The 17,849-nt window shown below is 38.2% G+C and carries 15 protein-coding genes and 1 tRNA gene; 6 read left to right on the top strand and 10 right to left on the bottom strand.

The genetic code is table 11. From position 1 onward, the window contains the following. Window positions 1-13: 13 nt before the first annotated feature. The 9 genes from V5M36_RS12945 to V5M36_RS12985 form a co-directional block, all read right to left on the bottom strand. On the bottom strand, window positions 14-802 hold the full coding sequence (locus V5M36_RS12945) for a glycosyltransferase family 25 protein (protein WP_338559706.1): 789 nt from the start codon (window positions 800-802) through the stop codon (window positions 14-16). A gap of 25 nt (window positions 803-827) precedes the next feature. Continuing rightward, on the bottom strand, window positions 828-1,601 hold the full coding sequence (locus tag V5M36_RS12950) for a glycosyltransferase family 25 protein (RefSeq protein ID WP_338559708.1): 774 nt from the start codon (window positions 1,599-1,601) through the stop codon (window positions 828-830). 19 nt (window positions 1,602-1,620) lie between these two features. Then, on the bottom strand, window positions 1,621-2,598 hold the full coding sequence (locus V5M36_RS12955; RefSeq protein WP_338559710.1) for a glycosyltransferase: 978 nt from the start codon (window positions 2,596-2,598) through the stop codon (window positions 1,621-1,623). 142 nt (window positions 2,599-2,740) lie between these two features. Further along, window positions 2,741-4,354, bottom strand: a complete 1,614-nt coding sequence (locus tag V5M36_RS12960) for a glycosyltransferase family 2 protein (protein ID WP_338559713.1) — start codon at window positions 4,352-4,354, stop codon at window positions 2,741-2,743. Between the two features lie 3 nt (window positions 4,355-4,357). Beyond that, window positions 4,358-5,080, bottom strand: a complete 723-nt coding sequence (locus V5M36_RS12965) for a glycosyltransferase (RefSeq protein ID WP_338559715.1) — start codon at window positions 5,078-5,080, stop codon at window positions 4,358-4,360. A gap of 124 nt (window positions 5,081-5,204) precedes the next feature. Next, entirely contained in the window at window positions 5,205-6,131 is a 927-nt protein-coding gene (locus tag V5M36_RS12970; RefSeq protein ID WP_338559717.1) for a branched-chain amino acid transaminase, read from the bottom strand. A 26-nt stretch (window positions 6,132-6,157) separates the two neighbouring features. After that, window positions 6,158-8,908 carry a bifunctional [glutamate--ammonia ligase]-adenylyl-L-tyrosine phosphorylase/[glutamate--ammonia-ligase] adenylyltransferase gene (gene glnE, locus V5M36_RS12975; protein WP_338559719.1) on the bottom strand — a complete coding sequence of 917 codons (2,751 nt, stop codon included), beginning with the start codon at window positions 8,906-8,908 and terminating at the stop codon, window positions 6,158-6,160. An 83-nt stretch (window positions 8,909-8,991) separates the two neighbouring features. Further along, window positions 8,992-10,266: a sensor histidine kinase gene (locus tag V5M36_RS12980; protein WP_338559721.1), complete on the bottom strand. Its 1,275-nt coding sequence runs from the start codon at window positions 10,264-10,266 to the stop codon at window positions 8,992-8,994. A gap of 267 nt (window positions 10,267-10,533) precedes the next feature. Beyond that, window positions 10,534-10,620, bottom strand: a tRNA-Leu gene (locus V5M36_RS12985). A gap of 179 nt (window positions 10,621-10,799) precedes the next feature. On the opposite strand from V5M36_RS12985, the gene queA reads away from it, so the two are divergent. Further along, the gene (gene queA, locus V5M36_RS12990) at window positions 10,800-11,843 is read left to right on the top strand and encodes a tRNA preQ1(34) S-adenosylmethionine ribosyltransferase-isomerase QueA (protein ID WP_338564220.1); all 1,044 of its coding nucleotides are present in this window, start codon (window positions 10,800-10,802) and stop codon (window positions 11,841-11,843) included. 5 nt (window positions 11,844-11,848) lie between these two features. On the opposite strand, the gene V5M36_RS12995 is transcribed toward queA, so the two are convergent. Beyond that, a complete protein-coding gene (locus V5M36_RS12995; RefSeq protein ID WP_338559723.1) occupies window positions 11,849-11,986 on the bottom strand; it encodes a hypothetical protein in 138 nt (45 codons plus the stop codon). A 234-nt stretch (window positions 11,987-12,220) separates the two neighbouring features. On the opposite strand from V5M36_RS12995, the gene V5M36_RS13000 reads away from it, so the two are divergent. From V5M36_RS13000 to secF, 5 genes are all read left to right on the top strand, one after another. After that, window positions 12,221-13,039 (top strand): DUF4303 domain-containing protein, encoded by an 819-nt coding sequence (locus V5M36_RS13000; protein WP_338559726.1) that lies wholly within the window; start codon window positions 12,221-12,223, stop codon window positions 13,037-13,039. A 265-nt stretch (window positions 13,040-13,304) separates the two neighbouring features. Next, the gene (gene tgt / locus V5M36_RS13005; RefSeq protein ID WP_338559728.1) at window positions 13,305-14,435 is read left to right on the top strand and encodes a tRNA guanosine(34) transglycosylase Tgt; all 1,131 of its coding nucleotides are present in this window, start codon (window positions 13,305-13,307) and stop codon (window positions 14,433-14,435) included. A gap of 101 nt (window positions 14,436-14,536) precedes the next feature. Then, on the top strand, window positions 14,537-14,866 hold the full coding sequence (gene yajC / locus V5M36_RS13010) for a preprotein translocase subunit YajC (protein ID WP_338559730.1): 330 nt from the start codon (window positions 14,537-14,539) through the stop codon (window positions 14,864-14,866). A 51-nt stretch (window positions 14,867-14,917) separates the two neighbouring features. After that, window positions 14,918-16,801 (top strand): protein translocase subunit SecD, encoded by a 1,884-nt coding sequence (secD, locus tag V5M36_RS13015; protein WP_338559732.1) that lies wholly within the window; start codon window positions 14,918-14,920, stop codon window positions 16,799-16,801. An 11-nt stretch (window positions 16,802-16,812) separates the two neighbouring features. Then, a complete protein-coding gene (gene secF / locus V5M36_RS13020; protein ID WP_338559735.1) occupies window positions 16,813-17,796 on the top strand; it encodes a protein translocase subunit SecF in 984 nt (327 codons plus the stop codon). The last annotated feature ends 53 nt before the right edge of the window (window positions 17,797-17,849 follow it).

Here is a 17,849-nt window from a genome sequence, read left to right on the forward strand (position 1 = left end):
TTAAAATTCCGTATTATTTAAAACTAATTTTGCAAAATAATAATTTTAATTTAATTACTAAACGTTGATATTCGCGATTAATTTTAAAGACCAAATTCTTTTTTATCTTTCGTTCATTGAGTAAATTATAATCTAAGCGCTCTCTGCGTTCAGACTCCAATTGGCTATGAATCACACTGGTATTTGGGTTGGAATTCAAACGATCACTTTGAATACATAATGCTGGACATATTTGATAAATATTGAGATCTGAATATTCAATAAAGAATTCAAACAAAATATGATCAACAGGAATAATCACGTCTAAATTCTGGATATATTTAAGCAATGTTTTGGCACTTTTTTGGCTTAAAATATAGCCCGCCGCTCCCAGATGAATCCCCTGCATTTTACGAAGGTGTCTTTGCTTTGTAATCGGTATTTTTTTCAAAATCATGAGCGCTGATGGTGAAAATGCCTCAAGTTTAATAATATCCATCTCTTCTGAAATCCAATGATTATTATTCAAAAAACTCGATATATCCTCACCCAAAAGAATATCATCTTCAAAAATAGCAATATATTCTAAATGATCTTCAATGGCCTTATTCCATAAATAAACATGAGATAAAAGGCATGCTTTTTCTCCATTTGTTAAATCAGAATTGCTGAGATTCAAATTTAATTGAGTTGAAACTTCATCAATCTGAGTAATATTAATGGCATCAAAAAAGGTGAAATCAATTTCACTCTTATTAAATTCATTCCTAATATGTGTTCGACGATCAGCTGCGTCAACTAAACTAATAATAAAATTTTTCATTTACACTAAGATCTAACTCTCAAAATCATTTAAAACTGACTGTCTTCTTTAACAATGCAAACCTAATTTGCCTAATGATACGTATAAGCTCTAATTTTATTTTATTCCAACCTTTTTTCTTATAGGTTTTCATTCTGGAATGTCTTTCTTTCAACAGACTGCTTGCAAGTTTAGTATTTTCTATTTCTGGCGATAAGGTGAGTTCTTGAATACAAATAGCAGGATTCATCTGATGAACTTTCAATGAACGATCTAATATCGCTTTATCAAAAATAAGATGATCTACAGGTTGTGCCGTATGATTTAAAACATAATCAAGGCACATTTTCGCCCCATCTAAAGTTAAAATATAGGCGGCTGCACCTAAATTTGGACCGTTTAATACATGCACTTTCCTATCTGTATTTTTTAAATTTTTACCTTCGTTACTGAGAATAACTTTACGATAAAAATATTCAAGTTTAATAATATGCCAATCAGATTCAAGCCAATCATCATCATTAAATATACTTTCTGCATTTTCACCTAAGTAAATATCATCTTCAAAAATAGCCGTATAAGGAATACTCTCTGAAATTATTTTTTTCCAAAGTTCAATGTGACTCAATAAACAGGCTAACTCAGATGGAGCAAGCAACTCAGCATTCACTTTCATTTTCATATCTGAGACGATAGTATTTGCTTGATCAGGTGTAATCGCATCAAAAAAACTAAAATTAATATTATTTTTTGAAAATTCATATTCAATATGCTGTCTACGTTCAGAGGCATTTTTTAGACTAATGACATAGTTTTGCATAAAATATTCCAAATTACATTTATTGAAACCAAGGCTGATTTTCAGCTGTTTCTTTTAAAGATGGCGCTTCAAGATTTATTTTGGTACCTGATATCGCTAATTGATAATATTCCAAATAATGGTTTGCCATCTTAATCGCATTAAAATGCTGCTTAACGTGCTGATGACAAATCAATGGATCATAATTATTTTCTATTATAGCAGTTTTTAAAACTTCGGCCTTATGACTCAGTTTACCACACTGTACTGGGACTAACTCTGGAATTGCACCATAAGGTGTAGCAAAAATAGGACAACCAAAGTACATACTTTCAATAATTGCTAAACCAAAAGGCTCATGCCATTTAACAGGAAAAATAAGACCTTTAGAATTCTGTAGCAGCGCTAGTTTTTCCTGACCACCAACCATGCCATGAAACTTAATTTTAGAGGAAAATGTTAGTCTTAGACCTCGCTTAAAATTGAAGCGCTGACCGCCTAAAACATGCAAAGGAACGTTTGCTTTTTTAGCAACGTGTATTGCACCTTTAACATTTTTTAAACGCCATTCCGCTTTACCTAAAAAATGATAATAATCTCGTTTAATCCCCCAATCCACTTCACCATAGTTTCTCCAGTCCAAACCGTTATATACAAAATGATTGGATCCATGACGTTGTGCGTGATCTTTAGAAACAAAAATAGTATTAGAATCTAATAGTGAATTTAACTTGGCATTCCCATGTTCAGTAACTACGTAGGGCGTTTCTAATTTCATTTTAGGAGGTTGGAACTGAAAATGAACAATATCAATATCTGAAGGTATTTGTTGATCCCAGCTTAGCGCAGGATTAATGAACAACACTTCAGCAAAATCACAAGACGATCCTTGTGGTACTAGAAAAACGACTTCATGACCCAATTCGACTAAAATTCTAGCCAAATCCCAAATAACACGTTCTGTACCGCCATATGCATATACTGGTATCTGAGACTGATTGACAATTAATACTTTCATTTCGTTAAATCATTCAAAAGCGTAAACTCCAACAAAAATTATCAATATAAAAAATGAGTTAGAATGTCGAACTTCAAACATGTAGCTGATAATTCTCGTATAAAATATCAAAAACTTAAGCGTTTTAACATTACTTTTAATATTACTTTTGATTATTTTTTTCCCACAGCATCAAATACTTATCTAAGGTATAGCCCATTGATGCCATTGCTAAAATAAATCCATACGCTCCACCAATAAAATCACCACGAATGATATATTCACGAATAAATGAAAAAATCGAGCGAAAAATCAAAGCAAATAAATTTACTTTCTTTCCATTCTTATATTTATCACTCGCCCAGTCATGACTGTATCGAATATTTTTCAGTAAGAAATGGTGTAAATCATCGTTGGTTAAATGGGGTAAATAACCATTCAGTCGTACCGAAGGCACATTTTTTTGATCTAGAGACTCATGCACCTCTAGAGATGAATATTTAAAATCTTGATTTGAATAAAGACGGCCTAATTTATCCGTATACCAAAAGCGCTTTTGCACTTCGACGCCACAGAAGAAATTAACACGTGCAAAACTAAATACTTTATCTCTTTGTAAAGGCTGATTAAGCACATTCACAATGGATTCTCTGAGTGACTGATCTAGTCTTTCATCAGGATCCATCACCAAAACATATTCTTGAGTCGCAAAACTTTGAGCAAGCTGTCTTTGTTTTCCAAAACCCTGCCAATCTTTATTTACAAACCATTTAGCACCATATTTTTCTGCGATTTCACGAGTATTGTCGGTACTACCTGAATCAAGAATAATAATTTCATCCACAATATCATGGACTGTTTCTAAACAGGCTGCGAGATGTCGAGATTCATTTTTAGCAATCATCACCAATGAAACTGTCGCTTTCTTCTCATTCAGTTGGATTGGTTGCAGCAGCGTCTGTTGTTGTAAGATTTTTTGAAATGTAGTTTCCGCAGGATTGTGTTTTAAATCGTATAAAATTGCGTATTTATTAAAGGTGTACTGGCTAAATAATAAGGCATATACAAAGCCATATTTGCCCATTAAAAAGCGACCATCAATAAAATACTGTTTTATAAACGCCCACAATGCATGAAAAAACACACTAAAAATGCTAACGGTTTTTCCTCTTTGGTGACGATCTTCTGCCCATGCTTTCGCATAAGCCAAACGCTTATCTAACCAAAATTGAGGTGTATCCGCAGTTTGATGCAGCATATAGCCTTTTAAAGCTTGAGTCTCAGCTTGCTTCAGGTCAACAGACTCATGAACTAAATTATCATTATATTGGAAATGCTTTGGATATAAGCGCCAGTGGGCCTTAATCGGCCAAAGTGGATTATCGATTTCATGTCCAAAAATACAGTCAATTCGCTTAACGCCATAGACTGTATTTTCTGGTTGAGTCTGAATTGCGTCTAAAATACTCTTTTTTAATTGTTCAGTAATGACTTCATCTGCATCTAAAGCAAGAATCCAGTCTCCAGTAGCATAACTTTGCGCAATTTGACGCTGCTTACCAAAACCAGGCCATTCAGCATTCACATACCATTGACCGCCTGCTGCCTCAACCAAAGATTGACTGTGATCCGTACTGCCAGAATCAAGCACAATTAATTCATCGATCCAACCTTTCAAAGCAGGTAAAGATTGTTCTAAATTTTTGGCTTCGTTCTTTACCATAATGACCACACTCAAACGGTATGGTCTATATTCTTGATTGAGTGTGTCATTCATAGCTTACTGCCAAGCATCCTTGATCCATTGAGATGGCAACACATAGCGATACCACTTCCCGCCACCACCATTAACTGCATCTGGTGGATTAATTTCACCATGAAATACGATTATTTTGACACCTTCAGGTTTCACAGGTGGTTTAAAATATGCCATCGGAATTTTTTGTAGGCAGTGATATTTATAGCTTTTACACCAATGATCAGGCCAATATGTTTGCTTGCCTTCACGATCTACATACCATGACAAATAAGCTTGTTCATTACGGAATTTTTGACGAATCTCGTCAAAATTTTCACGAAAATAGGGCAAAAGACCTGGAAATGCGCCAAGCGTAAAACGATAGACAGAGCTATTGCCTGTAATACGCCAAGGTCTTTTCCAATCATGAATAATCAAAAACTCACCAGGATGAGTAAAAAAATCATCGATATTATCAACAATGACCACATCAAGATCTAAAAATAAGGCATTGCCCTCCAAACCATATAAATCTGGTTCAAAAGTAGACAGTTTATTCCAACCCCTTTCAGGCGCTCCCTCAGGAAGTGCCAATGGCGGAATGGGAAAACATTTAACCGCAGGATCAATACCTTCGGTACGGTCAGTTAGACATACCATTTGAAAATCAACTGTGGTATGTCTTTTCACCATATTATATAAACGATTAACGTAGTCAGAACCGTATTTGGTTCCCCACTTCATACATATAACGATGTTACTCATGGTCTATGTTTCAACCCACAGTTATTTTCTAAATTAGCCAATATGATGACATAAGTTCAAAGTATTGGCTTCATTAAAATATAAAAAAACCTCTCAAAAGAGAGGTTTTTTTATAAATGGAAGTTTACTTAACGTAAGTCAACCAATGCGCATATTTAGGATCTTTACCCTGAACAGCATCAAAATAAGCTTTTTGAATCTGTGTCGTAATCGGACCACGAGTACCTTCACCAATTTCACGATCATCGTACTCACGAATTGGCGTGACTTCAGCGGCTGTACCTGTAAAGAAAGCCTCATCTGCGATATAAAATTCATCGCGAGTAATACGACGCTCAATCACATCATATCCAAGGTCTTTAGCAATCGTGATTACCGTCTGACGCGTAATACCATCAAGTGCTCCACCCGCAACTTCTGGTGTATGAATCACTCCATCGCGTACCAAGAATACGTTTTCGCCAGAACCTTGACACACGAAACCTTGTGGATCCAACAGCATCGCTTCATCATAACCAGAATGCGCCACTTCTTGATGTGCAAGAATAGAAAGCGTGTAGTTACCAGATGCTTTTGCTTTACACATCGTCACGTTAGGATGGTGATGTGTAAATGAAGATGTTTTTACGCGAATACCTTTCGTCATCGCTTCTTCACCCAAATAAGCACCCCAGCTCCATGCAGCAACAACCGCATGAATGGTATTATCTGTTGCTGCAATACCCAACTTTTCTGAACCGATAAAAATAATTGGACGTAAATAGCAAGATGCTAATTTATTTTCACGAACCACATCAATTTGCGCTTGTTCTAATGTTGCATGATCAAATGGAACTTTCATTTGATAAATTTTTGCTGAATTTAATAAGCGCTTAGTATGTTCTTTTAAACGGAAAATAGCCGTTCCATTAGGAGTTTCATAGGCACGGACACCCTCAAACACACCCATACTATAGTGTAAAGTATGTGTTAGGACGTGAGTTTTCGCTTCACGCCAATCAACCATTTGTCCATCTTGCCAAATAAAACCATCACGATCAGCCAAATTCATGACTTAAACTCCAAATGTATACTGAATTATTCACTACCCAATGCGAACACCGCAGTTGGATCAATTAATCTTTGCCATAATTTACAAACGACCTCTCTGGTATCGTGCCACTTTGCAGCGCTCACTTGCATGTTTTGATTTGCAAGCGCTAAACGGTGGCTCTCGGCTCGTTCACTCAGGTAGGCATGAATCAAGGCTGATGCATCATCACTGGATAAGCAACGTGCCTTTGCAGCATCTTCTAAGATTCGTACATTGTCGGAATAATGGGCGAGATCAGGATTCGTCCCACTCCAGGCTAACACGACATACTGTGCCATAAATTCGATATCAACGATACCACCCGCATCCTGTTTTAAATGAAATATTCCATCTTTTTTTTGCTCTTTTGACGAACCAAGATGATCTTTCATTTTTTTACGCATGTTTAAAACTTCAGTGCGAACTTTTTCTTCTTCACGGGGCGAGGTTAATATGCGGCAACGCAATTCTTCAAGTTTAGTCCTTAAACTCTGTTCTCCAGCTATCGTTCTCGCACGAACAATGGCTTGGTGTTCCCAGACCCATGCATTCTTAAGCTGATATTGTTCGAAAGCTTTTAGACTGGTCACCAATAATCCAGCCTCTCCAGAGGGTCTTAAACGCGTATCCACTTCATAAACGCGCCCATCAAGCGTTTGAGTCGTCATCAATGACATCAGTTTTTGCGCAACACGCATAGCAAACTCAAAACCGCTAATCGGCTTGATCCCATCGGTATCTGTTTGTTCATCCATATAGTGGATAAACACCAAATCTAAATCGGATCCATAGCCCATTTCAATTCCACCGAGCTTGCCATAACCAATTACAGCAAAAGCGGTGTGTTCTAAACTGCAACGTACACCATCAGCATCGATAGGATAGCCATGTTTTTTTGCTGTCATTTGATAGGCTAAATTTAAGCTTGCTTGTACAGAAATTTCAGCAATATCTGTCAAAGCATCAGATACACGCATCAAAGGGCTTTCAGCCAGTACGTCACTTGCGGCAACGGTCAGGACATTAGATTTTTTAAATAATCGGAGTACTCGCATCTGATCTTCAATTTGATCGATTTCAATCCGAAGCAACTGCTGACGTAATGAGTCTTCTAAATCTTGGCGTTTAGGCAACTCAAAATCCATCGATAAAAACTCATCAAGCAATACCGGATAATGAGTCAGTTCTTCACAAATCCATGGGCTTACTGTCGCCATTTTTACTAAACGTTGTAGCGCACCTTTACTTTCAATCAACATGACCAAATAAACGGTACGGCGCATCACAGACTCAACCAATGGCATGAGTCGAATCAAAGCCACTTGCGGATTATCGGATTGCAATATCGCTGCAATTAAATGCGGCCAAAATGTTTTTAGACGCTGCATTGCTTTAGCAGGCAGTTTTTTAATGGCATGTCCGAACCAAAACTCATGAATTAAATTTTTTGCATGTTCATCTAGAATTTCATTCAGTTGTTCATCTAAATCCGAAAAACTCAATTCAGGCGAGTCTTGGGTTTTATCCTTAATTAAATGTTCAAACTGGAAAATTACTTTGGCACGTTTCTCATTAAGGAATTTTTTAAATTCAGCCCAACTGCTAAAATTTAATGTTTCATAAATGCGTGCCTGCAAATCAGGTTCAGTCGGTAGGCTTTGTGTTTGTTGATCATGCAAGGCTTGAATGGCGTGCTCAACACGTCGTAAAAATAAATATGCATCTTTTAAGTCATGTACAGCTTCTGGCTCCAAAAACCCCATTTCCCCCAAATGCTTTAAATTGACCAAGCATTGACGATCTTGAAGCTCTAGTTTTGATCCACCATAAATCAGTTGAAAAACCTGTACGATAAATTCGACTTCCCGAATCCCTCCCGCACCGAGTTTAATATCATCTTCAATATTTCGACGTGTCACTTCACGCTCAATCATGACCTTCATTTCACGCATGGCTTCAAAAGCGGAGAAGTCGACATATTTACGAAAAACAAAGGGTCTGGTCATGGCCAATAAATCTTGTCCATCTTGCCCTTGGGTCACGACACGCGCCTTAATCCACGCATAACGTTCCCACTCACGGCCATGTTGGCTTAAATACTTTTCGAGCGCAACATGACTAATCGCTAATGCAGAACCATCCCCCCATGGACGTAAACGCATATCCACTCGAAACACAAAACCATCTGCAGTAATGTGCTCCAAGAGATAAATGATTTTCTGCCCCCACAGAATACAGAACTCTTTCACATCAATGCATTTACGACCATTGGTTTCGCCTTGCTCATCATAAGCAAAAATGAGGTCAATATCACTCGAGAGATTCAATTCCTGAGCACCTAATTTGCCCATTGCCACCACAATTAAATCTTGTACTTTTCCAGAGTAACCAATAGGTTCGCCATATTTAGCGAGCAACGGAATACGTGCAAAATGCTTGGCCGCTTCTATACAGGCATCGGCAAAATCAGAGAGTTCTCGAGTAAGCGTTACCACATCTATGATGTGATTGGCATCTTGCCAAATCCATCGAAACATCAGTCGTGCACGCAAAATGCGTAAGCTTTGCATCCATTGATTTTCATCCTGAATATCGTTAAGCGCATTGTGCACAAATTGATAAATCACTTCCGAGGAAAGAAAACCTAGGAATTGATCAGTTTTATAATCTTGTTCTAATAATGAAGAATGCAAATTCAGAACTTGTTCAGCATATTGACTTGCTCTTAAAGTCTTTTGCAGTTGTGCAGCATTCATTCAAAACCTTTGACTGTATTTTTTGTATCTCTTTTATAGCAGTTCAAAGGCAAATTTGGAAAAAATTAATTCAATATTTAACTTTAGTTTTGCGTTGTGACTTCCTCACCGAGTTGAGCAACAACTAAACTTTGATGATTATTTTTAGCAGCAGGTAAAACCACCTTAAAGGTTGTTCCCTCACCTTCTTTGGAGAACACATCAATTGTGCCATTATTCAAATCAATAAACCGCTTACACAGCACCAATCCTAAACCAGCGCCCTTTTCACCTGATGTTCCTTTTAATGTCACTTTTAAATCAGGTTGAAACAAATGATCTATCTGTTTTTGAGTCATTCCTAAACCAGTATCGCAAATCGTCAGCTCTATACCATGCGCTCTTTCAACTGCGTTGATATAGACTTGTCCAGATCCATCGATATGGGTAAATTTCAAAGCGTTTGAGACCAAGTTTTGGATCACCGAGGTTATCATATTAATATCAGCAAATACTTTGAGTTGGCTTGGCGTATTGTCGACCAGCTGTATATTTTTTTTCATTGCCAATGTAATCAACACATCATAAACAATACGCGTGACTTGCTTCAGTTCAAAATTAATCGGGTGATATACAAAACGTCCGCCTTCAGCCATCGCCCAATTCAACAGGCTTTCTAATAAGTTATATGTAGAGTTGGCGGTATCATGTAAGTAATCCGCGATATTCTGAATACTTGACTCATCTAAAGTATCTCGCTCTTGCGACAAAACTTCAGAAAAACCCAACAGACCATGGAATGGCGCACGTAAATCATGCGCAATAATTTGGAAAAATTTTGTTTTACTAAAATTTAAAGCGGATTGCTGTTCATATTGTTCTTTAAGCTCTTCATTTTCTAGCCGAATTTCTATAATCCGAATAATGCCCATCGCGAATTCATGGACTAATTCTAATTGTTCCTCTACAAATGCATCTGTTTCGTTATCAAATAAGATAAGTTGACCAATCGAAACCCCATCATCCAACTTGAGATCATAGGCGATCACTCGTGAATGATTCACACCCAATGCACGAATATGTTGTGAAAATTTTAAATAATTTTCATGTTTCGCGCCCAATGAGCTACTGCCATTAAAGTATTTCAGCAAAGTTGCGTCTTTTTTCGCATGAAATGCTTTAAAACCTTGTGGTGATGAGTGCCAAATATAAGGCTCATCATGAAAAGCCAAGATTCCAGATTCGGCAAGCAACAGACCACGAGCAAACTTCAATAATCCCTCAACCTGACTTTTGGGCGTAAAGACCCCCAATAGCAAGGACAGTTTGCAAGCACTAAGCTGATCTGCTTGATCGACTTCTATTAATTCTAATTTCATGCTTGAATCCATACGGAAAATTAATACTCAATAATCCTGAATTAATGTCGAATGATGGAGTATATCTATTATTCTAAATAAATCAGTTAGTCCAAAAAAGTCAGTTACTTACCAACCCTTTCTGAAGAGGTACAAAAATCATTCAGATAGTGATTAGACTAATACATTAAATTACGGATAGAAAGAGATTTTATATCATTTAATTTTTTAAAAATCACAGGCAATAAAAAACCCCAAGGCTTAAAATGCTTGGGGTTTTTTAGAATTTGGTCCCGAGGGTCGGACTCGAACCGACACATCATCTCTGATAGTGGATTTTGAATCCACCGCGTCTACCAATTTCACCACCTCGGGAAAGGTTGTGATCCGTATATTAGCGATTTTATTTTTCTTGTCAATAATATGTTTAGACAAGTGTTTACTTTTAAATCAATAGCTTTGTTTTTGCTGTATAAATCATCAATTTCAACGCCAAAATAAAAAAAAGATTATACTAGCCACAAATTTTTTTGCTGTTTAAGCCTTATTTCATGATGCAACTTTCAGATTTTAATTTTGAACTCCCTGACCAATTGATCGCCCGCTATCCTTTAGAAAGTCGTAGTGCTTCTCGTCTTCTACACCTCAAAGCCAATGGTGAATATCAAGATCTACATTTCACCGATATTATCGACCTGTTTGATGAAGGTGATCTCTTGGTGCTGAATGACACCAAAGTGATGAAAGCACGACTCAAAGGCAAACGTGCCACAGGTGGAGCAATTGAAGTGCTGGTTGAACGAATGCTCGATCAGCATGTTGCACACTGTCATATTAAATCAAGTAACTCCCCTAAAGCTGGCGCTGAACTGTTTATAGGCGTCGATGAAGTTAAGGTAACGGTAACAGGCCGTCATGAAAATTTATTTGTGGTTGAGTTTTCGCAACCGATATTAGAAGTCTTAGATCAATACGGCGCACTTCCTATCCCGCCTTACTTCAATCGTGAAGCTGAAGAAATTGATACGGTTCGTTATCAGACAGTATTTAATGATCCCACCAAAATTGCCAGCGTAGCAGCGCCAACAGCCAGTTTACATTTTGATGATGCCTTACTCTTAAAGTTGCAAGAAAAAGGCATCCAACGCACATTTGTAACTTTGCATGTGGGTGCAGGGACATTCTTACCTGTACGTACTGATGATATTGAAAATCATATTATGCATAGCGAATGGTGTGATGTGCCTGAAGCAACAGTTCAACAGATTCGTGAAACACAAGCTCGCGGCAATAAAGTGATCGCCATTGGTACAACTGCAACGCGCGCATTAGAAAGTGCAGCTCAAGCCTGTGGTGGTAAAATTGGTGCTTGGACGGGTGATACGCAAATTTTCATTTATCCTGGTTATCAGTTCTGTGTCGTGGATCGTTTAATTACCAACTTCCATTTACCTGAATCTACTTTACTGATGCTGGTTTCAGCACTGTCTAATCGCGACAACATCATGAATGCTTATCAACATGCCGTGGACAGCCAATACCGCTTCTTTAGTTATGGCGACGCCATGTTAGTCGACAAAGCTCAGCCATCAAGCTAAATAAGCTAGAACATCATCCCGCCGATCAATACAATAACGGCTTCGTCTAAAAAATTTAAATCCGTAGACTTTGCAGCGTATTGTTCGGCAAATGATATTCGTCGACCAAACATGAGTTGAATAGCATGTTTGGAATGACTCACTTCAAAAAAATATAAAAATAGATACACACTAATTTTAAGCTTGGTTGCACCATTTCCCCCGCTCTTTAGGTTATTTCTAAAGGCTATTTGTACGTTGAATGGTGTATTACTTAGATAAAATTTTAATGATATTGCAAATTTTCAAAATAGCGATGAACTCAGATTTACTTTAGCGAGTCGATAATCCACAATTACCTTCAGCACCTACATAAAACAACTAAAATTGAGATATCAATGTTTGATTTAAAATTTAGCCAATCTGAGTATTTAGCAGATTTAAAAACCGCTTTATTGCATGAATTTGATGCTTTATATCTTAAGTATAATGATCAGCAAATTTATGCATTTGCTTTAGTCTTGAATACGCTATTGGTTGCTCAATATTCTACAGTTTCAACGCAACAAAGTTTATTAAACGAAGTGGAAAACAAGCATCAATATTTGGCTGAAAATGATAAGTGGAATATAGATAAATGGCAGTATCGTGCTCAAACTCAGCAAGGCTTAGCGCTATTTACCCGCAAGATGAGTGAGTATTTTCAACAAACGCGTTTTAACTCTACACAAAATAATCTGAATGACCGATTTAATGACAATGCATTAAATTTTTATATCCAAGGCTTATTGGAAGTAAAAGAGACGATTTTAAAAAAGTATCAGATCGCAGCAGAGAACATTACTTTTGTGGTTCATTTGCCAAGTAATTCTCAAATTGCATTGACCTCTTTAGTTCAGTTAAATACCCCCTCTTCCGATCTTTATGAAGCGATTGCCAATTTAAAATCCAGCTTAGTCTCGAAAGGTAAATCGACGACTTATTTAAGTCAAATTGATAAAGAAGTATTAATTGATTTGGGCCAAGCTTTAGAAATTGAACCTTATGATGATTTACAGGTCGCACAGCAAGCCTATTTACTGACTTTGGAACCCTATTTTTTAGAAACCAGTTCTTCTATACAGCGTTTGATTAATGATATCGCAGCGATGGATGCAGGCGTATTGGTCATGACCAAGTATGAAATTCAAGATCGTATTCAGCAACTTCTTGCTTAACTCAATCTTATATTCAGTCTTATATTCAGTCTTTCATTCAGGTTTTATTTAATTCCTCATTCAGTTCTTTATCTAATTCACTATTTAATTTTTTATTTAATTCTTTATTTAAGCATTCGCTCAGTCGCTTAAGCGTGATCTGTCTTAAAATTCAAAACATAGCTTATTGTAATTTTTCTAGCATATGATGCCATTATCTAGGAAAATAGAGCACTTTACCGCAATCAATCAGCGAACTGTTTTTTCGCCTCGATTTGGACATTTTATGAAGTTTGAAAAATTAGCGCAGTCGGGCCGTGCCCGTCGTGGTCGCTTAACCCTTGAGCATGGTGTGGTTGAAACACCAATGTTCATGCCTGTTGGTACCTATGGTACAGTCAAAGGTATGCTCCCGCGTGATATCGAAGAGATTAAGTCTCAAGTCATTTTAGGCAACACTTTTCACTTGTATTTACGTCCAGGTTTAGATGTCATTAGAGAACATGGCGGCTTACACGGTTTTATGAAATGGAATAAGCCCATTCTGACCGATTCAGGCGGCTTCCAAGTGTTCAGCCTAGGCGCAATGCGTAAAATCAAAGAAGATGGTGTGACTTTCCGTTCTCCAATCGATGGTTCAAAAGTGTTTTTATCTCCTGAAATTTCCATGGATATTCAGCATACTTTGAATTCTGATATCGTCATGATTTTTGATGAATGTACGCCTTATCCTGCAACACATGAGGAGGCGCAAAAATCGTTACAACTGTCATTGCGTTGGGCAAAACGTTGTAAAACACAACATCATGAAGTACTGAAAAACCGTAATGCGTTGTTTGGTATTATTCAAGGTGGAATGTACGAAGATCTTCGTGAAGAATCATTGAAAGGTCTACTTGACGTTGGTTTTGATGGTTATGCGATTGGCGGACTTTCAGTCGGTGAACCGAAAGAAGAAATGATTAAGGTACTGGATTATTTGCCTGAGCAAATGCCAGCAGATAAACCACGCTACCTAATGGGTGTCGGCAAACCAGAAGATATCGTAGAAGCTGTTCGTCGTGGTGTGGATATGTTTGACTGCGTCATGCCAACGCGTAATGCACGTAATGGTCATTATTTTGTGACAGATGGTTTGGTGCGAATTCGTAATGCCCAATATCGTCATGATCAAGGACCTCTTGATCCACATTGTGATTGCTACACATGCACCAACTTCACCCGTTCGTATTTATTCCATTTAGAAAAATGCGGTGAAATGCTTGCATCTATGCTGGGTACGATCCATAACTTACGTTATTACCTACGTCTTACAGAGACCATGCGTGATGCTCTAGACAATGGTACATTTGATGCATTTGTTGCAGATTTTTATGCACGTCGTGGCTTAGAAGTCCCGCCTTGCCCACAAGATTAATTCAACAGCATTTGCGCTGAAGAAAAAGACAGGGTAAATTGCAGAACAAGTCAATTTACTGTCATGTCTTTGATATATTTTTTTTAATTTAGGAAATTGAAATGAGCCTTTTTATTTCTACAGCACATGCTGCTGGTGAAGCTGCACAACAACCGAGCATGATTGCAAACATTTTAATGATTGCTGTATTCGTTGCAATTTTTTACTTTCTAATTTGGCGCCCTCAAGCTAAACGCTCAAAAGAGCACCGTACCCTTGTTGAAAGCTTAGGTGTAGGTAGTGAAATTGTATTCGCTGGCGGTTTAATGGGTCGTATTATTAAATTAGAAGGTGATTTTGCGGTAGTTGAATTGAACCGTGGCAACGAGGTGAAAATTCAACGTGCAAGTGTTATTTCAGTGCTTCCTGAAGGTACTTTAAATAATCTTTAATCAAAATTAGTCGTGCGAAAGTACGACTTTTTCATTTTAAGAAGAAATCGAATGCGTTATTCAGCATGGAAATATTTACTGATCCTCGTTGTATTGGTGATTAGTACTTTATATGCCCTGCCAAGTTTGTATCCTGATGAACCTGCTGTTCAAATATCTGGCGCCAAAGCAGGGACTCTCATTGATGAGACAGTGATTCAAAAAGCAGAGCAAATATTAAAAGCAGATGATATTAAGTCTCACGATAATAGTTTCACTAAAAATGCAGCATTGCTTCGTTTAAGTTCATCTGAAGAGCAACTCAAAGCAAAAGACTCGCTTAGACAAGGTCTAGGTGATGATTATGTTGTTGCTTTAAACTTGGCGCCAACCACACCAGATTGGTTACAAAAAATTGGCGCTAAGCCAATGAAACTCGGTCTAGATTTACGTGGTGGTGTTCACTTTCTACTTGAAGTAGATATGGACAAAGCCATTGCACAGCGCATGGAGACATCCGCTTCTGATCTACGTCGAGATTTTCGAGATAATAAAATCAAGTTCAATAGCTTGTCTTTGAACAACGATACGATCACAGTGCAATTTGCCAACGCGCAAGACCGTTCTGCAGCAATGGATCAATTGCGTCGTGAAGGCAATAAATACACGCAACAAGCGCTTGCATCAGAATCAGGCGCAACACTTCGTCTGACTTATAACGATACGACCAAGCAAGAAATCCAATCTTATGCACTCAATCAAAACTTAACGACATTACGTAATCGTATTAATGAGTTAGGGGTTGCAGAAGCATTAGTACAAACTCAGGGTAGCAATCGTATTGTTGTAGAGTTACCTGGTGTACAGGATACAGCTGAAGCGAAACGTGTATTGGGTCGTACTGCAAACTTGGAATTCCGCTTAGTTTCTGATTTAAATGATCAATACATGGGTAATGGTCAAGCGGTTCCACCGGGTACTGAAGTCTTCGCTTTTGAATCTTTAGACAGTGGTCGTGAGTTACTTTTGAATCGCAACCGTATTTTAACGGGTGAACGTGTTCAAAATGCCTCTTCAGGCTTTAGCCAAGACAGCGGTGGTGCTGAAGTAAATATTACTTTAGACACAGCTGGCGGCAAGCTGATGTCAGATGCAACGCGTGGCGCAGTCGGCAAACGTATGGCTGTTTTGTTTATCGAAAATAAACAAAAAATTAGCTACGTTACTGATCCTGCGACTGGTACACAAACTGAAGTACGTACTCCGTTCACTGAGTCTGTCGTGATTAATGCTGCGACCATTCAAGCTGTACTGGGTTCACAATTCCGTATTACAGGTCTAGATTCACCACAAGAAGCGGCTGAACTGGCATTGATGCTTCGCGCAGGTGCACTGGCTGCGCCGATGTACTTCGTTGAAGAACGTGTCATTGGACCAAGCTTAGGTCAAGAAAACATTGATAAAGGTGTTTTGTCGACTCAACTTGGCTTCTTATTGGTCGCGATTTGGATGGTGGTGTTCTATCGCCTCTTTGGTTTGATTGCAAACGCTGCATTGGTGATTAACCTTGCCATGATTCTAACGGTCATGTCTTGGATTGGTTCATCACTTACGCTTCCAGGTATTGCCGGAATCGTCATCAGTATTGGTATGGCAGTCGATGCCAACGTTCTGATTTGTGAGCGAATACGAGAAGAAATGAAATGGGGTGCCTCGCCCAAACAAGCCATCGTGGCGGGTTATGACCGAGCTTACAACACTATTTTTGACTCGAATTTAACCACATTCTTGGTTGCATTTATTCTGTTCGCAATTGGTTCTGGTCCTGTAAAAGGCTTCGCTGTAACCTTAATGATTGGTGTTGTGTGCTCTATGTTCACTGCCATTACGGTAACGCGCGGTATTGTACAGATCATCTATGGCAAACGTCGCAACTTGAAAAAGTTGAGCATATAAGGAGATCGAAGATGACTGATATGACTCAACCAGATGAAAAAAAATACGGCCGTGAAGACAACGAACGTGTCATAAACTTTATGAAGATCGCTAAACCAGCGGCGATCTTCTCTATTATTTTAACCATTGTCAGTGTGTTCTTTATCGCAAACAAAGGTTTAAATCTTGGTTTAGATTTTACTGGTGGTATTTCAGCAGAACTGAATTATCAACAACCGGTAAATGCCTCTGATGTAGTGAAAACACTTGATCAAGCTGGCTTCAAAGATGCTGTTGTACAAACGCTCGGTAGCACGAAAGACCTCTTGGTGCGTATGCCTGAACAAGATGTTGCTGTTGAAGATCTAAGCAATGCGATTACTAAGGCCGCTCAACTACCCAATAACGCAGCTGAAGTCTCAAAAGTTGATGCTGTGGGTGGCCAAGTTGGTAATGAACTCTATCTTAAGTCTGCGGGTGCTGTTGCATTAGCACTTTTGATTATGTTGATTTACGTCACCATTCGCTTTGAGTTCAAATTGGCTATTGGTGCTGTACTGTCTTTATTCCACGATATTGTGGTGACTTTGGGTATTTTTGCATTAATGCAATGGCCTTTTGACTTAACAGTATTGGCTGCCCTGCTTTCTATTATTGGCTTCTCGCTCAATGATAATATCGTGGTCTCGGATCGTATCCGTGAAAACTTCCGTAAGATTCGTGGCGCTACGCCTGTTGAAGTCATTAACATTGCTTTAACCGAAACCTTACGTCGTACTATTCACACCTCTATGACCCTCATGCTTGTGGTACTCGCGATGATGTTTGTCGGTGGTGATGGTCTAAAATGGTTCTCCATCGCGATGTTCATCGGTATCTTTGTGGGTACTTATTCTTCAATTTATATTGGTACTGCTTATGCACTTTGGCGTGGTCTAAACCGTCAAGACTTTATTGTGCAAGTAAAACCAGAGTTTGAAGAAGAAGAGGTCGTTTCCAACGATCTTCCCCGATAACGTTTGAACCTTTCATTAAAAAAGGCCCATCATAAGATGGGCCTTTTTTTGTA

Source organism: Acinetobacter sp. KS-LM10 (genome assembly GCF_036896575.1).
Lineage (GTDB): Bacteria > Pseudomonadota > Gammaproteobacteria > Pseudomonadales > Moraxellaceae > Acinetobacter > Acinetobacter avistercoris.

Excerpts from the sequence above, each read along its gene's own strand:
- secF (WP_338559735.1), top strand. The coding sequence starts at position 16,813 with ATGACTGATATGACTCAACCAGATGAAAAAAAATACGGCCGTGAAGAC.
- V5M36_RS12970 (WP_338559717.1), bottom strand. The coding sequence starts at position 6,131 with ATGAATTTGGCTGATCGTGATGGTTTTATTTGGCAAGATGGACAAATG.
- V5M36_RS12960 (WP_338559713.1), bottom strand. The coding sequence starts at position 4,354 with ATGAATGACACACTCAATCAAGAATATAGACCATACCGTTTGAGTGTG.
- V5M36_RS12965 (WP_338559715.1), bottom strand. The coding sequence starts at position 5,080 with ATGAGTAACATCGTTATATGTATGAAGTGGGGAACCAAATACGGTTCT.
- yajC (WP_338559730.1), top strand. The coding sequence starts at position 14,537 with ATGAGCCTTTTTATTTCTACAGCACATGCTGCTGGTGAAGCTGCACAA.
- V5M36_RS12955 (WP_338559710.1), bottom strand. The coding sequence starts at position 2,598 with ATGAAAGTATTAATTGTCAATCAGTCTCAGATACCAGTATATGCATAT.
- secD (WP_338559732.1), top strand. The coding sequence starts at position 14,918 with ATGCGTTATTCAGCATGGAAATATTTACTGATCCTCGTTGTATTGGTG.
- queA (WP_338564220.1), top strand. The coding sequence starts at position 10,800 with ATGCAACTTTCAGATTTTAATTTTGAACTCCCTGACCAATTGATCGCC.
- V5M36_RS12980 (WP_338559721.1), bottom strand. The coding sequence starts at position 10,266 with ATGAAATTAGAATTAATAGAAGTCGATCAAGCAGATCAGCTTAGTGCT.
- V5M36_RS12950 (WP_338559708.1), bottom strand. The coding sequence starts at position 1,601 with ATGCAAAACTATGTCATTAGTCTAAAAAATGCCTCTGAACGTAGACAG.
- V5M36_RS12945 (WP_338559706.1), bottom strand. The coding sequence starts at position 802 with ATGAAAAATTTTATTATTAGTTTAGTTGACGCAGCTGATCGTCGAACA.
- glnE (WP_338559719.1), bottom strand. The coding sequence starts at position 8,908 with ATGAATGCTGCACAACTGCAAAAGACTTTAAGAGCAAGTCAATATGCT.
- tgt (WP_338559728.1), top strand. The coding sequence starts at position 13,305 with ATGAAGTTTGAAAAATTAGCGCAGTCGGGCCGTGCCCGTCGTGGTCGC.
- V5M36_RS13000 (WP_338559726.1), top strand. The coding sequence starts at position 12,221 with ATGTTTGATTTAAAATTTAGCCAATCTGAGTATTTAGCAGATTTAAAA.